We start from the raw sequence: 16,490 nt of genomic DNA, 5'->3' as shown, positions 1-16,490 counted from the left end.
TTACTGTGTATAAGTATACCCATGAATCTATATGCTTAGGGTAACTACCGAAAGATCCGATTTTGACCGGGCCATATTCGACCTAGTCCCGCTACCCATGTGGATCTATGACCTAGATACATTACGTTTTCTTGCTGTAAATAAAGAAGCCATCCATCACTACGGATATAGCGAGGAAGAGTTTAAGCAAATGACAATCAGAGATATTCGCCCGCAAGAGGATATACCGAAATTGGAGGAAGCTGTAGAAAGAACCAAAAGCCGGCTAAAAAAATTTAAGAAAAGTATTTTTCGGCATCAGAAACGTGATGGCAGTATTATGTATGTACAGATTAAAGGCAACACCATCAATTTCAACGGCATTCAAGCCGAAATCGTTACCGCCACCGAACTGACCGAGCTCTATGAGAAAGAACGCAACTTAGACAAGGCCTACAAGGAGCTTTCATTCAGTGAGAAAAGGTTTCGATCATTAATCGAAAATGGTCGGGATCTTGTGGCCATTATCGATCTCGACGGCAAATACAAGTATGTAGCCCCTACATCCACTACCGTTCTGGGGATGGATCCTGAAGCCTTTGTGGGCAAAAATGCCTTTGAATTCATCTATGAAGATGATGCTCGCCAGGTCAAGGCGCAGCTCGACAAAATGAAGGTATCGAAGTCGGCTTCCATTGGCGCATATCGGTTTCCCGATGCAAACGGCGATCTGCGCTGGTTTAAAACCGAATTATCCAACCACCTAAACACGCCCCTTATTGAGGGCATCATTGCTAATACGCAGGAGGTCACCGCCGAAATCAAAGAGAAGATCGTCAACGATCTTTTTACCGAGCTGACCTTAACCTTTGCAAAGTCTATTTCCCTGATATCCTCACTAGATCAAGCGCTTCAACGATTGGTGTTGCTTCCCGAGATACGTGTCAGCGAGATCTGGTTGGTCGCTCCAGACCACAGCGAGTTACACCTTGTGTCAAAATCGTCGCAGCAAAGTAAGTTCGCGCTATTTCACCAACAGACACAGGGATTGACTTCCTTTACAGAAGAGGACGGGCTCGCAGGTAAAGTATGGAAAGAAAAAAAGGTGGTTATTTGGGACGATCTCGGCGCAAATAAAGATTTTCTACGCGCAGAAGCGGCCAGGACGGTGGGTCTTTCCACGGGGATCGGACTACCGATTATGTATGGCGATGAATTTCTGGGCTGCATCGTATGTTTTTCGACGTCTGCGCCAGAGAATCTTGTCGAAAAGATAAATTTACTGACCAATGTCAGCGAAAAGCTTGGCCCACTCGTCAAACAAAAAGTGACAGAAGAAGAGTATCGTTCTATTTTCAATATTTCTTCAGATCCGCTGTGCATAATTGGTTTCGATGGTTATATCAAAAAATGCAATAAAGCTTTCAGCCAACTGCTGGGTTATCCTACAACATATCTATATGCTACCCCCATGTTTGAACTCATCCATCCCGAAGATCGAGAGCGTTTAGAAGAAGGGTTTTCGTTATTGATGAGCGGCCATAACACCGAGCGTTTTTCGGGTCGGTTTTTAACATCCTCCGGTGATATGAAATGGTTGCAATGGTCGGCTACTGTAGCAGCAGAATCCAAAACGCTTGTTGCTGTCGGGAAGGATATCACCAAACAAAAGCTTGCCGAGCACGCGTTACAAACAGCTTATGAACAATTAAAGACAGCCCAAAAAATTGCTAAGCTCGGGTACTGGTTTAGAGCTATAGATTCGCATGTCACGGAATGGAGTGAGGAGATGTACAAAATTTATGAGTGTTCGCCTAGCACCTTTATCCCCAGCTTAGAAAATATCAAGCAGACTTTGCAGCCCAAAGACCAGCATATGCTCGAGGATGATCCTTTATTTCACGTAGAGTCTGGAATTATCAAAAGCTTTGAGCATGAAATCATCACCTTATCGGGAAAGTTGAAATGGGTGCATCAAGAAGTGCGATTAGTCACTGATGAAACGGGTAATACGATTAAAATTGAAGGCACAATACAAGATATTACAGCTTCCCATCAGGCTATGGAACAAATAAAGAAACAGAACGAGACCCTCTGTGAAATCGCCTGGCTGCAGTCTCACAGTATCCGCGCTCCACTAACACGGATCATGAGCCTAATTTACCTTTCAAAGGAATTAGATGGCGGCGGAAAACCTACTGCTGAAATTATGGATCTGATTATGGATTCCGCAAAAGAATTAGATGCGGTGATTGCGCAAATCACCGTTAAAACAAACCTTATTCATCATTAAAATGGAACAGATACTACTTATAGATGACGACGCTGTCATCAATTTTGTACATACTAAAATCATTGCTAGTGTCTATCCCGATGCGACTGTGGTCATTTTAGAAAATGGAAAGAAAGCGGTGGAATACATACAGCAAAATCAACAAAATTCCTATCTCGTCTTCTTGGATATCAATATGCCGATTATGGATGGCTGGCAATTTCTGGAAGCGATGCAAGATTTTCCCAATAAGGACAACTTGCGCATACATATGTTAACCTCTTCCGTAGATTTAAGAGACCAGAGTCGCGCAGCAGACAACAACATGGTGCTTTCTTATCTTTCAAAACCCTTAACAAAAGATGTTTTACGATCGATACCGTAACAGTTGCAAACATCGACAAGTACAGTATGCTGGATGCCCCAATAAGGCCATTGCCGGCAACAATAGTCTGACACAAAATCCAGGTTATTAAAGGACGTAAAAAACCGATTTAAACGAATAGAGCCCAGTCTGATTTAGTAAACAGGCTGGGCTCTTCAATTTTACGCTAAGACCTTCGTTTTAAAAAAGCATCTTTATGCGTCTTTATTCAATAGATTACACATTTCAGCCTAAAAAAATCGAAAAATATTTTAAACACTGCATTTTTATGCTATATTTGATATAAAACATATACAAACCGATTTCTAACCGCTATAAATTTTTATGAAATAGCACAATTTTTATGTTGCCCAAGCACCAGGTGTATTGGCAAAACCTAAGTTAAACGAAACTAATCAAACACAATTTTATTATGAAAAGAAGTATGCTCATACTAGTGAGTTTACTGAGTACGTATGGTGTCGCCCTGGCCCAAAAAATCGTTACCGGTAAAGTCACTACGACAGATGGGTCGGCATTAGGCGGTGTAACAGTTCTCGAAAAAGGCAAAAACACGCAGTCCATCACCAACAACAGTGGAACGTACAAAATCACCGTACAAGAAGATGCCACATTAATCTTTAGACATGTCGGTTATAACCAAATCGAAAAAGCGCTCATGGGGCAGTCGGTAATCAACATCAGCCTATCCGAAAACAGTTCGTCCCTCGACGAAGTGGTAGTCACCGCTTTCGGAGTCAAACGTGATCGAAAAACCCTCGGATACTCCACACCTATCGTTGCCGGATCAGATGTATCCGAGACCCAACGCGAATCGTTTTTCCAAGGTCTCCAAGGCCGTGTACCGGGCCTTTCAATCAATAGTACCAGTGGTATGCCAGGTGCATCAGCACAGATTGTACTGCGCGGCTTTGCCTCCATCTCTGGCGACAACAATGCCCTTATCGTTGTCGATGGCGTACCCATCAACAACTCCACACTGAATGAAAATGACCTGGCTAGCAATGGAGCAAATCGAGATCTCGATTACTCCAATCGGGCAATGGATATCAATCCAGACGATATCGAAACCTACACCATCCTGAAAGGCCCCGAGGCGACAGCCCAATTCGGCAGCCAAGGTGCAGGCGGAGCCATTCTCATAACAACCAAGAAAGGAAAAGCCGGTAAATTTACCGTCAACTATTCGCTTTCAGGACGCGTTGAAACGGTCAATAAATACCCCGAGCGGCAATATGTTTATGCACAGGGAACCAATGGTGTATACGCCGCTAATTCGGTCTATTCAATGGGACCAAAATATGCAGAAGGAGTCACGCTCTACAAAGACAATGTCAACAACTTCTTCCGCACCGGATATAATCAAAAGCATAATCTTTCTTTCGAAGGCGGATCAGAAAAAGTGACTTACCGCTGGTCCAATGAATACAGCAACAATACTGGTATCGTCCCCAATACCAGCTATAAGCGCTTTTCGACCCGCCTCAATGGAACAGCAAAATTTAACGACAAACTCGAATTTAACACCTCTTTCAACTATATCAATTCACAAAACGATAAAGTCCGTAAAGGCAATACAGGCTACCTGATTACCCTGATGCGTTTCAACCCGCTGTTTGATGTGAGGGACTGGATCGATGAAAAAGGGAATCGTGTACTCCACAGCACCGATATTTACAATGAGCTGGATAATCCCTTCTGGGATGTATACCGCAACACCGCCAATGATGATGTAAACCGCCTCCTTGCCACTTCCAACATTACCTATCGTGCTACGAACTGGCTAAGCCTCAACGGGATCATCGGCATCGACTTTGCCAACACACAGGGACAAAGCGTTTACCATCCTCAATCCTACTCCGGATCAGGGTCTTCGACCAATGTACGCAATGGCTCCATGAATGAGTATCAAGTCAATGCACGCGTGCTCTCGGGATCATTTATGGCAACGGCAAATACAAAAATCGGGCGCGACATTAGTTTTAGGGCAAACTTGGGAACAGAATTTAAAGACTACAATACCCTTACTAACTCCCAATATGGCGAGGACTTTTACGATCCCAACTTTTACAGCATCAACAACACCTTTCCGAGCACGCGCCTGGCGCGATCTGTTGCCAATAACTTTCGTACAGTCGGATTTTTGGCACAGGCCGGATTTGGATATCTCGACAACCTCCTGTACCTCAATTTAACAGGTCGATTGGATGCAGCCTCCCGCATGATGCCCAACAATCCTTATTTTGGCTACCCATCGGCATCTTTGGCCTTTAATTTTTCAGACCTGTCTTTCTTCAAAAATAAAGTACAATGGCTCAGTGACGGAAAATACCGCATCTCTGTCGGCACGACCGGAAAAGCACCCTTCAAAAGCTACTATACCCTATCCAATCTAGAGCCAAAGCTCTCAACAGGAGGCGGATTTGCTTACGGCGTGAACGGCGGTAACCCCGACCTGAAAGCCGAAAAAACCCGCGATTTTGAAACAGGACTCGAATTTGGCTTTTTTAAACGCCGTCTCACATTTGATTTCAGCTATTTTAATCGATTAAGCACAGGACAGATCATTCTGCCAAGATTGAGCTATGGCTCAGGCTTTGTACTACGGATGATGAACGGCGGCGAAGTCAAAACCTATGGTACCGAATTGCAAGTCAACGTCAACCCGATCAAAAAAGAAGATTTCAGCTGGGATATGACCTTCAATTTTACCCAATACAAAGGAAGAGTACTATCGCTTGCTGAAGAATTGCCCGAACTCTATGATTCAGACACCTGGGTACTTAGTGGCGTACGGTCTTCCGTGATGCCCGGCTATAGTATCGGTACCCTAACAGGTACGCAGTTTAAAAGAAACGAGCGTGGAGACATTTTGATCAATCCACAAACAGGCTTACCCATTGCGGGCACCGATAAGTATTATCCGATAGGCGACCGCATTCCCGACTATACACTTGGAATTGTCAACAAGTTCAATTACAAAAACTTTTACCTAACGTTTTTATGGGATCTCCGCAAAGGTGGTGATGTGCTCAACGGGCTAGATTATAGACTCTATACCTATGGGCAGTCTGTGAAAACATTAAATCGGGAAGACCCGCGGGTAATTCAGGGCGTATTGGAAGACGGGCTTGAAAACACGGCCAATCCGACAGTAAACCACATTGCAGTAACACCATATTCCGCATCCGCTTACTACATGACCAATATTGAACCGCAGATGTTTATCGAGAAAAACATTTATGCATTTAGGCTTCGGGATGTAACTCTTCGCTATGCCCTACCCAAACATCTGACACAACGCATCTCGTCACAAGCCGCACTTAGCGTATTTTTTACGGCCACCGATCTCTTCCTGTTCACCAATTACACAGGGCTAGATCCCGAAAGTAATAGCAATACAGCAGGGCTAGGCGGTATCGGCGGATACGGAATCGATTACGGGAATATGGCTAAACCCAGAGGTTTCAATTTTGGTTTAAACATGAGATTTTAGGAGGAATACACCATGAGAACAACGCTTTATATACTTATTTTCTTAGTCCTGACCGGATTGAGCAGTTGTAAAAAATACCTGGACATCAATGAAAACCCGTCCAACCCACAGCTTGTAAAAGCCGAATTGCTTTTAGCTCCGATTATCTATCAAATGGCCAATGGTTATGCCAATGACCAACGTCAGATGAACAAGTTCAATCAGACCATCCTTGGCGCCAGCACCGATGAGTCCTCCCGAATCTGGGAGCGGCATGGATTTCCACAGCAAAGTGATGTTGGCGGTGTGATGTGGCGTATGGTCTATTTTGATCACGGACTAAACCTGCAGTTGATGATCAATGACGCCATAGCCAATCAGAAATATGAATATGCCGCAATCGGCTATGCCGTAAAAGCCTGGGGCTATCAGATGCTGACCGACTATCACGGCCCCATTATTCTCGATGAGGCCTTGCGTACGCAACAGTTATCTTTCAGATACAATGACCAACCAGAAGTGTATGCTAAAGTACGCGTATGGTGTGATTCTGCATTATATTATCTGGATCAAAAAAGCCCCGTCGATTACAGCGCCAACCTCAATTCAAAAAAGGGCGATAATCTCTTTCGGGGCAATATGGACCGCTGGCGCAAATTTGTCTACGGCCTAAAAGCACTTCAGTACATTCACTTGGTTAATAAACCCGATTTTAAGGAAAAGTATGCCGACTCGATCGCCTATTTTGTGGACCGCTCCTTTGATTCACCATCCGATGATGCAGGCGTTAAATTTGACGGCGACAAATCCGAAACAGCCAATGTGGTGAGCTCAAAATTCGGCCTTTATACCACATCCTATTACAACAGAGCCGGTAAGCCTATTGTGCGCTACCTAACCGGGGGATTGCGGGGCGAACCTATTGAAAATCCAAAAATATCGACAGACCCTCGTCTATCGCGTATGTTGATGATCAATAATCCTGTTGACAGTATTTTCGTCGGTGGTGAGCCCAATGTATCCAATACCACCGTTCCAAATATCCTAGGCGACGTCAGTAGCGGTGTAGGCAAATTCATCTTTAGAGACGCCGCAGATTTTCCATTGATGACCTATGCGCAGCTGCAACTGGTCAAAGCCGAGGCCCTCTTTATCAAAGGCGACGCAGCAAAGGCCTATGAGGCCTATATCAAAGGCATCTATGCCCACATGAACTTCGTCAATAAGTACATCAATACAACCAATGAAAAATCCATTACTGCTGTTGAAATAGATAATTACATCAAGGGAGGAGAAATACCGCTGTCCGCTGCTGATCTAACCCTAGCCGACATTATGGGACAAAAGTATATTGTGCAATGGGGCTGGGGAGGTCTTGAACAATGGTGTGATTTAAGAAAATATCATTATAACACGGAAATATTCAAGCAGTTTATTCCATTGGCCGGCAGTCAGCTGACTTACAATGATTATTGTTACCGCGTCCGGCCTCGTTATAATTCGGAGTACGTATGGAATGCTTCAGAGCTAGAACGATGGGGCGGATTAGAGCCGGAGTACGTGATTAAGCCAACCTGGTTTGTTACAACAACTTATTAACGTATTAAAGGAAACATTATGAAGATATTCAAAAACTTAGCATTTCTAGCTTTAGGTGTCTTTGGCCTATATTCATGCGAGAAATCCATTCAGGACTTTGGAAAAGTAGATTTCCTTGGCGCCGATGATGTCATCGTGAAAATCAATATGGCATCGATATATCCCGATGACCGCTATATGTATGTCAAATTTGACGATCAGCGCGTTACTTCACTCATTCGGGGACGCGAGCCCTTTCCCGGCGGCGGGTATAATACCCGCGGAGATTCACGGCCTGATTTTTTAAAATGGAAAGCCGGCAACGTAAAGGTACAAGTTGCCCTTCCACATAAAACCGACGATGGACGCGACTCCATTATCTTGGCCGAATCATCCGTTAACCTGAGCGCAGGCAAGCGCTATACCATTCATATTACCGATACGGCGCAGAACACAAAAATGATCCTCAATGAAGAAGACCTCACACGTCCCGACAGTACACAAGCAAGGTATCACTTTACCAATCTGATGCCCAATGTACCATCAATAGACCTGTACTATGGTGCTGCGGCCACTGGGAGCGCAGATGCCATCGCCGTGCAAGACTCACTTGTCGCCAAGGACATTAAATACCTGGAAACAAGCCCATATTTCCAGCTCAACCGCATTGCCACCCGTACCTGGAAGATCCGCAAGGCGGGATCTCCGGTAACAAATGGCACTGTAATCGCGTCCTACAGCAATGCCGGAGCCATCCTGGACCGCAGGTCATATGTCATTTATGCTTTGGGCTATGATGGATTTACCAGCACCATCATGAAGCCTTATGTTTCATTTTTCTTAGTTCGATAGATATGAAAAGAAAAACAATATTAAGAAATGTCCTTTTGTACATCACGTGCATCAGCATGCTATATTCCTGCAAGCAAAGGGATGATTATCCCAGCTTTGACGATAAAGAGATAGTAACTCCGCCCACCGATATTATTCCAGAAGACAAGGAAATAGAGCCCGTCACCAAGAAGCTCATGGCGCAGACCGACCTCATCAAAACATTTCTGGTCGATTCATCTGTTACCCTAACCAATGGACTTGTACGAACCCATATTCGCTACCAGAACAAGCTCGATCAACGCGTGAGCCTTCAACTGCTCACTGTAGATCTTTCATCAAAAGCGGTTTTTCCTTCAATCATGAGTGCATTTGATGATTACCTATATGTGAGCCAGCCGATAGGTGATATGGCCAAGTACTGCGAACCACGCGCAGGCGGCGAGATCCTCGCAGCAACAAATGCGGCGTTATCGTCCACTTATTCCTACATTAAAAACGGGCGGCAGATCAATGTATCCACGAGCAATATAAAGACCAAAGAGAAGACCAGACCTTTCTTTGCGATACAAAAGGATGGCACGCCTTACATAGGCAATTGTGCCGATACCACCAAGTTTGCTTTTGAGCCTTATGATTTGAATCAATTTAGCGGACTGGTATCCGGGACCAATTGGGTCCGTTACCGGGGTTATAACGTTTTGACTACAGCAGCAATTGTTCAAGCGATAACAGCCATTGGCCTATCGACAGATAAAAAAACGATGTATGCCTTAGTTGTCGACGGAGGCGACACCAATTTTTCAGTAGGCATCAGTTTAAATGATGTTGCCGTTTTGATGGGAGCCTTAGGCAGTTACGATGCATTTGTATTGAACGGCGGTTCCACCAGCGTGATGGTCCAAAAGACCAATACAGGAAACCAATTTAATCCCGTGGTCTGGAACACCGTATCCAAGCCATTAACGGCAGGCGGATCTGCAAGCATCAGCGGTATCGCATTTGTGAAGCGATAAATTAGAAAATCAGCTACTCAACAACGGATTTTGAGTAGCTGATTTTTTAAATTTAAATTTGTTTACGCTGTTATTTCATCTTGCTTGCAGCTAAGCAAAACACGATTATTTCGCGCAAGAAAATTCAATCACAAGAATTTTATTTTCCTCATGCCCGAAATAAAACTTCCAGCCGAAGTTAGTATTAGGGTCAACGTATCTACCAATATATTTCAATATAGCTCTAATTATTAAGTTTTCGGTTGTTTTTTTTGTATCTTAACGTTAGATTAATTTTTCAATGGACAAACTAGGAAAAGCAATTAGATTACTGAGACATCAAAAAGGCTGGAATCAAGGCGATGTTGCAACGCGATTAGAAATATCAATTCCTGCATTTTCTAAAATTGAAACCGGTTTTACAGATTTAAATATCTCTCGATTAAACCAAATCGCAAAGGTATTTAATTTGACAACCGCACAGCTTTTATATTATTCTGAAAATGAAGAAATTAAAGAGCATGTTGAGGAGTTAAAAGTTATTTCGGAAAAGATATCCCAACGCGAGGACGAAATCATTCAGCTTCAGAAAAAGCTTATCCAGCTCTATGAGCAATTGTACAAGTACAATAACGCTTAAAATTAAATAATCCCGATCCCATTAGGCTAACGTTCGCGATGAAACTGGAAAAAATAAGCGAACGACGGTCCCTTTGTTAAGTTCGCTCGATAAATGAATCGTCCCACCGATACGTTCCATGAGATGTTTAACCAATGCCAGCCCGATTCCCGATCCAGCAATCTTGGCAGTATTACTCGCCCGTTCATTTGTAAGAAAAACCTTCTGCAACTCGTCTTCCGGAATCCCGATGCCATTATCTTCGAGATAATATACTACTCCTTTATCAGCTTTTTCACTGTAAATATGCAAAAAAGCCTCGCCTGATTTTTTTGCATATTTAACGGCATTACCAATTAGATTTATAAAAACCTGATAAACGATTCCGCCATCCGTATACAAAGGAAATAGATCTCCTAATTTGATTTCCATTTGTTTGTCGGGATATACCAGTTTAATTTCATCAATACAATTCCTTATTTTTTTATCCATTGCCACACACGCGACTTCTTTCTCGGCACTGCGTATCTTGCCAAGCTGCAATGTCTGATTTATAATACTTTCTATATTTTGAATAGATGCCGCAAAAGCTTCAAACCACCTTTCACTTACCTTAACCGAAACACCCACATTTTTGCTTAGAAAACTATTCCCAATTTTCAAAACAGACAATGGATTTTTTAGATCATGTGCCAATGTGCTGGCGAGCACGTCCAATTCGCGGCTAAACATAAGCTGCTCTTGCTTTTCCTCCACATTTTTGTAAGCAAGATGTTGCTCAGTCACATCACTTGCCGTATGCAAAATGGCATAGGTTTTCCCCTCCTCGTCAAGCAATGGCCTATATTCAAAATTAAAATACCGCAGTGTTTTCGTCTCTTCATGAACAATATTTGCGGGTGTACGCTCAGCCTGATAGACAATTCCTGTTTTCCATACGTTTTTCAAAATAGATGAAAAACCTTCTTCTTTAAAATGAGGAAAGCATGCACAAAAACTACGCCCTAGGATGGACCGATCCACACATAATATATCCAGCATACCTTGGCTAACAAAAGCAATATTTAGGTCTATGCTATCATAAATTGCGATCGCACTATGGGACTGCTCCAAAATAGACACCAGAAGATTAGCTGTAGTTTTCATCTACGCTAATTTAATCATAATATTTTACAACAGATAAATCAATAAGGGAAAATCCGAAAAACAAAAAGCTAATCACGAAGTTGACCTGATGTATGACAGAGAAGGCTTCAACCCCATGATGGCCCAAGAAAAGATTATGAAGTACATTGAATCTCTTTACGATCTTGCCGATTTCTTCTGGACACTTTTTTTCTTTGCTGCAGTAAACGACCTCTTTTTCAACAACAATGCCGGTAAATTCTAAAGGCTTTGAACGATAATGGATACAAGTGAATAAAAATCTATATTTTTAAGTTTTAGAATGTATGGAAAATAAAAAGATTTCAATAAATGACATTGCGAAACACTTAAAAATAGCAAAGTCAACCGTATCGTTGATCATTAACGGAAAAGCTGACGAAAGACGGATTAGCAAAGAATTACAGGCTAAAGTACTGGATTATGTCAGAGAGGTTCGTTTTTACCCGCATCACTTAGCGCAAAGCCTAGCCACAGGCCGAAGTAGCAGTATCGGACTTATTGTTGAAGATATTTCTGACTCATTTTTTGGACCAATAGCGCTCATGATCGAAAATCTAGCCAAAACGAAAGGGTATAGGATAATGTACAGCAGTACCCTCGGTGATACCAATACAGCCATTGAGATTATCAATTTTTTCAGACGGAGCCAACTGGATGGCTATATTATTGCACCAACCAAAGGAATAGAAGATGTAGTTAAAGAAATGGTGGATGAACATATCCCAATTGTTCTATTTGACCGGGATCCGGTCGAAGGTGTGGATTTTGTCGGAACCAACAACAAGGAAGCAATGATTGAAGCTTGTATGCATCTATATGATAAGGGGTTTCGTCAGATTGGATTCGTTACACTCGAATCTACACAAAGCCAAATGCATGAACGATTATTAGGTTACCAAGAGACGATGGAAAAATTAGCTGTTGACCCTAAAGTAGCCTTTATACCCTTTGAATCAAAAAAAACAGTCAAACAGCAGCTTATTAAAGATTTTCTTGAAAAAAATCTGGAATTGGACGCTATCATCTTTGCAACCAATTATCTTTGTCTTGCAGGGTTGGCTGCAATAAATAAGCTAACGGCTAAAAGGAAAATGGATTTCGGCATCGTGTCCTTTGACGATCATGAGGCGTTTAACCTGATCTCCCCAACGATCACCGCCATACGTCAGCCCTTGGAGGAACTAAGTAACAACATTATAAAATTATTGCTAAAGCAGATAGAAAAACCAACAAAAGATAATGCTAGTCATGTAGTGTTACCCTCTGTGATAAAAGCAAGAAAGTCATCTGAAAGAAAAAGCAATAATCTTCTGCCAATCGGTCGCAACAACTGATCGGCAGAAGATGCACGGTTTCCCGCATATTTTTGGTTTATATGTTCCAATAATTAGTATTGAATTATTCAGACTATTTAATATTAAATGTTCCTACAACTGGAAAATGGTCGGATTCCTTGTCTGCCCAAAATTGAACCGCATAGTCCTTTACTTCAAAAGCCTGCTGCGGAGCATATATCAACCAATCACAAGTATATGTCGGTTTTGGTGTAGGTACAGTCCATTCACAATTCGAGGTTTGACAGGGCAGGGAAAACCATTTTTGCAAAGCCGGCATAGTCTGTGAGTTGGGCCGTGAATTCAGATCAGCACCCAAAATGATCGGCTTCTTTAAATTTTTGATTTCCGCCAAGATCTCATCGATCTGTTTTAAACGGGTGGCATCATCCTTTTTGTAGCCCAGGTGGGTCGTCGCAAAATAAAATTGTTTGCCTTCCTTTTCCAACAATGCATAGCCAAAGGATCGGATGTCATCCCCATCATTAGCAACCCCCAAATGGATAGACTTTGTCTCCAGTAGCGGATATTTGGAAAGGATAACATTACCATAATCACCTTTCTTCAACGTTAATGCATGTGCAAAATAATAGTATTTCATCCCTGTCAATGCAGCGATTTCCTTCGGAAAATCCATTGGATTAATAGCTGTATTGCGTTCCACTTCTTGCAAAGAAACAACATCGGGATCAACTTTTTTGATCACCGAAGCAATCGCTTCAATGCCCATTTTTCGAGCACTATAGATGTTGTAGGTCATTGTTTTGATCTCAACTTTACGATTCAATTTTTGGGCGGAAACTCCATTGGCGTTAACTGACAACAGCAGAGCGGTTATTAAAACAAACAGCAGGGGGCGCAAGTTTAAATGTCTTGCTTTAGACAAAGTTATCATCATGATCCTATTCTTTAATGTAAGTAAGAATTAGTTAAATTATGTTGTAGTTACTCTATAACGATCTTTCGAATAACGTGATTCCAGGTATCAGCTACATACAATGCTCCGTCAGGACCGAACTGTAGACCTTCGGGTTCGTAAAATTTTGCTGTTAAGGCATTCCCATTCTGGAGACCACTGGTGCCGGCAATTCCTGCATAAGTAGTTACCGTACCATTGGTCGTGATTTTACGAACACAATGGTTTTTACGATCGGCAACATATAAGTTTCCATCCTGATCCAGATCCATTTGTGCAGGTGTATTGAATCGCGCAGACTCTCCATTTCCTATTGCATTCCCCGTCGTATTGGCATTTGGTCCAGCAAGTACTTGTACAGCACCGAATCTCTTGGCCGCAAGGTCATAGGGTACACGATAAACACTGTGTGCATTGTAGGCTCCTGATATAAACATAGTTTGCCCATCTGGAGAGAAAATAATGTCCATAATATTGACATTTTTTGAATTGACTGCAAATAGCTGCTCCAGCGTACCATCGGATTTTAAACGACAGATCTTTCCGCCCGAGTATATACCAACAAACACTTCATCTGTCACGGGGTTCGTTGTTACAGCCGTCAATCCTGCCGTTGCAGATAGGGCCGTTAAATTGCTATATTTACCAGAAGATTTTATCATCTTGCCAAAGCCCATGGATCCATTTGCGTTGTTATCATTGCTAAGGTACAATGTATTTTGGTCTATTGAAAAGTCAAAAGCCCGGAGCCGCTCGAACAAAGGGTTCTCAGAAGCATTAAGTAAGGTACTTACTTGATTATTTGCAGCAACACGGAGTGCCGCAAAATTATCTCGGCTACTCGCCCCCTCTTCGACAAAATAGAGCATATTATCCTTACTCCATTTCAAATAGCGTGGCCCGGATAATTTAGCCTGCACATAATCCCCGTCAACATCATCCTTAGTCGATCCTAAATAGGTGTACACGACGGTCTGATATCCGTACTCAAAATTTTGCTTATAGGTATATTCTACGCCGTTAATAGCTAGTTTGACTTTACCGGATCCCGCATTCTGTGGAATACGTGCGGTAATGACCCGCCCATTGGAACTTAATACACTCGCTTCCTTCTCATTTATTGTCACTTTGATTTTTTCGAGATCCGTTCCAAAATTACTCCCATATAGGGATATTTCGGTAGATGAGCCTCCAGAAATGGGTGTATATTGGGTAATTTGAGGTTCATTAGCCTTATCGGGATACGTCATGTCGCCACCAATCTCTTTGGTGCAACTGAGTAGACCCATTGCGAAACAAAAAAATATCCCGATGTGAAGATTTCTTATTCCTGATATTTTAGAAAAACAAATAGTTATCATGGTTTTGCTACGTAAAATTTGTATTAGTTTTTGATTAAAAAATTCGCAACAACAGGAAAATGATCGGATTGCGAATAGGAACTATAGTCTACATCATATGTCTCCGTCAAGACCCCGTCTGCCGGTGCATACATCAGGTAATCTATGGTTCCATCAGGTTTAGGTGTTCCGGCTGTAAAGCCACAGTAGCCATTTAGGCATCCTGATGTAAACCATTTCGTCAACACTTTATAGCCTTCTTCTGTAGGCTTGGCATTGATGTCGGCAGACAGAATGATAGGTAGCGTAATATCTTTGGTATATTGGTGGATTAGGTCAATTTGATGGAGCCTATTGGCATTATCTGACAGATGATCTAAATGCGTCACTGCAAAATAAAAATCCTGATTATCCTTGGTTACCCTCACCGTGCCAAGCGCTCTTATATAAGCGTTTGATTCTGAAGTGACCACATCCAACAGGTAAGTTGCCTGTTCTTTAAGGGGTAATTTTGAAAGAATGAGATTACCATATTCCCCCTGAGCTAGGTCGCGGGCTTTGACAAAATAATAATAGGGCATACCGGTAAGCTCGGAAAGGCGTTTTCCGGTGTCAAAATTCAGATTGATGGAGTTCTTCTCCACTTCCTGCAGCCCCACAAGGTCGGGATCATTTTTCTTAATCACGTCGGCGATCGCCTCTATGCCTTTTTTTTGTGCCGAATAGATATTATACGACATGGTTTTGACAGATGTGCCGGTTACGGATGGCTCTTCCACCTTGGTTTCATTTTTACTGCATGATACCAAAAAAAAACCGATTATACTGAATGTTATAATTCTTTTCATGAGTGACTCCTGTGTAGTTTTTGCTTTGCGTGTTAGTTGATCAGTCATTTGCTATCAATTCTATGGTATCGCTATAATTGACGACCCCGTTTACCGTCGCACTTACCCGGACATAGATTTTGTTGCCGTTTGCCTTGATCTTGTAAAAGTTCTCGACAAATTGTTTATCATTGGCCAGTTCAAAGACATGTGTACCTTCATCTATTTTGCCCTTAGCAATCTTTGTGACATAATTCGCATTATTTTCATCTACTCGGGGCGTATAGTTCCACATCACAGATACATTGGTAAACGTAAAGGATTCGTCCGATTTATTAACCTTAAATGCTACCTCGACTTGGTTTCTGTCGGAAATGGTGGCCGATGCCGTAATACGGGAAAAAGGGGTTGCTTTCAAATCAAATTCCGTTTGACCTTGGACGGTCGTATACCCTTCGCATACGCCAATAAAAGGGCCGTTGACAACCACTCTATACTTCCCATTAAACACCGTATTGTTGGTATAAGATCCATCTGCATTTGCCCTGAAATCGACAGAGGCAGTCGCCCCGGTTCCTATTTCAAATAAAGAAACCAATACACCTCCCGACCCCTCCACCGGCAATGGAATAGGCTTGTTTGTTTCTATGTCATATATGGTGCCGTGAAGCCCCCCATGAGGAGCCTGTAGATTGTCGATCTCATTTTCGCAACTGTTCATGACAGCGATTAAAATAAAACCAAACACATAAAAAATATTCTTCATTTTGAT

The 16,490-nt window shown here is 42.4% G+C and carries 14 protein-coding genes; 9 read left to right on the top strand and 5 right to left on the bottom strand.

All coding sequences use genetic code 11. The features are described 5' to 3' along the window. Positions 1-31 precede the first annotated feature (31 nt). The 7 genes from L1283_RS04705 (at position 32) to L1283_RS04675 (ending at position 10,155) form a co-directional block, all read left to right on the top strand. Positions 32-2,272 (top strand): PAS domain S-box protein, encoded by a 2,241-nt coding sequence (locus L1283_RS04705; RefSeq protein WP_429625878.1) that lies wholly within the window; start codon positions 32-34, stop codon positions 2,270-2,272. 1 nt (position 2,273) lies between these two features. Continuing rightward, entirely contained in the window at positions 2,274-2,636 is a 363-nt protein-coding gene (locus L1283_RS04700; protein WP_159332665.1) for a response regulator, read from the top strand. Positions 2,637-3,048: 412 nt separating this feature from the next. Beyond that, positions 3,049-6,132 carry a SusC/RagA family TonB-linked outer membrane protein gene (locus L1283_RS04695; protein ID WP_429625876.1) on the top strand — a complete coding sequence of 1,028 codons (3,084 nt, stop codon included), beginning with the start codon at positions 3,049-3,051 and terminating at the stop codon, positions 6,130-6,132. A gap of 12 nt (positions 6,133-6,144) precedes the next feature. Further along, the gene (locus L1283_RS04690; protein WP_115045879.1) at positions 6,145-7,710 is read left to right on the top strand and encodes a SusD/RagB family nutrient-binding outer membrane lipoprotein; all 1,566 of its coding nucleotides are present in this window, start codon (positions 6,145-6,147) and stop codon (positions 7,708-7,710) included. Positions 7,711-7,728: 18 nt separating this feature from the next. After that, the gene (locus tag L1283_RS04685) at positions 7,729-8,541 is read left to right on the top strand and encodes a DUF4397 domain-containing protein (RefSeq protein WP_051606686.1); all 813 of its coding nucleotides are present in this window, start codon (positions 7,729-7,731) and stop codon (positions 8,539-8,541) included. Positions 8,542-8,543: 2 nt separating this feature from the next. After that, complete coding sequence (locus L1283_RS04680) at positions 8,544-9,536, top strand: phosphodiester glycosidase family protein (RefSeq protein WP_201639865.1); 993 nt, start codon at positions 8,544-8,546, stop codon at positions 9,534-9,536. A gap of 280 nt (positions 9,537-9,816) precedes the next feature. Then, positions 9,817-10,155, top strand: coding sequence for a helix-turn-helix domain-containing protein (locus L1283_RS04675; RefSeq protein ID WP_429625875.1), 339 nt, complete (start codon positions 9,817-9,819; stop codon positions 10,153-10,155). A gap of 21 nt (positions 10,156-10,176) precedes the next feature. Here the strand turns inward: L1283_RS04675 and L1283_RS04670 are convergent, their stop codons facing one another. Beyond that, the gene (locus L1283_RS04670) at positions 10,177-11,280 is read right to left on the bottom strand and encodes a PAS domain-containing sensor histidine kinase (RefSeq protein ID WP_286831826.1); all 1,104 of its coding nucleotides are present in this window, start codon (positions 11,278-11,280) and stop codon (positions 10,177-10,179) included. Between the two features lie 88 nt (positions 11,281-11,368). Between L1283_RS04670 and L1283_RS04665 the strand changes: the two genes are divergently transcribed. Together L1283_RS04665 and L1283_RS04660 are read left to right on the top strand one after the other, a co-directional pair. Beyond that, complete coding sequence (locus L1283_RS04665) at positions 11,369-11,524, top strand: hypothetical protein (protein WP_429625874.1); 156 nt, start codon at positions 11,369-11,371, stop codon at positions 11,522-11,524. Between the two features lie 61 nt (positions 11,525-11,585). Beyond that, positions 11,586-12,635, top strand: a complete 1,050-nt coding sequence (locus L1283_RS04660; RefSeq protein ID WP_286851710.1) for a LacI family DNA-binding transcriptional regulator — start codon at positions 11,586-11,588, stop codon at positions 12,633-12,635. Between the two features lie 73 nt (positions 12,636-12,708). Here the strand turns inward: L1283_RS04660 and L1283_RS04655 are convergent, their stop codons facing one another. The 4 genes from L1283_RS04655 to L1283_RS04640 form a co-directional block, all read right to left on the bottom strand. Next, a complete protein-coding gene (locus L1283_RS04655; RefSeq protein WP_208734239.1) occupies positions 12,709-13,533 on the bottom strand; it encodes an endonuclease/exonuclease/phosphatase family protein in 825 nt (274 codons plus the stop codon). 47 nt (positions 13,534-13,580) lie between these two features. After that, complete coding sequence (locus L1283_RS04650) at positions 13,581-14,840, bottom strand: IPT/TIG domain-containing protein (RefSeq protein WP_286834250.1); 1,260 nt, start codon at positions 14,838-14,840, stop codon at positions 13,581-13,583. A gap of 95 nt (positions 14,841-14,935) precedes the next feature. After that, on the bottom strand, positions 14,936-15,787 hold the full coding sequence (locus L1283_RS04645; protein WP_429625873.1) for an endonuclease/exonuclease/phosphatase family protein: 852 nt from the start codon (positions 15,785-15,787) through the stop codon (positions 14,936-14,938). Beyond that, complete coding sequence (locus L1283_RS04640; protein WP_429625872.1) at positions 15,780-16,484, bottom strand: DUF3823 domain-containing protein; 705 nt, start codon at positions 16,482-16,484, stop codon at positions 15,780-15,782. The genes L1283_RS04645 and L1283_RS04640 overlap by 8 nt, the downstream gene beginning before the upstream one ends. Between the last annotated feature and the right edge of the window lie 6 nt (positions 16,485-16,490).

Source organism: Sphingobacterium sp. HSC-15S19 (assembly GCF_050433745.1).
In the GTDB taxonomy this organism is placed as follows: domain Bacteria; phylum Bacteroidota; class Bacteroidia; order Sphingobacteriales; family Sphingobacteriaceae; genus Sphingobacterium; species Sphingobacterium siyangense.
The sequence above is the reverse complement of the archived record's forward strand: the minus strand, read 5'-3'. Positions and strand labels throughout refer to the sequence as shown.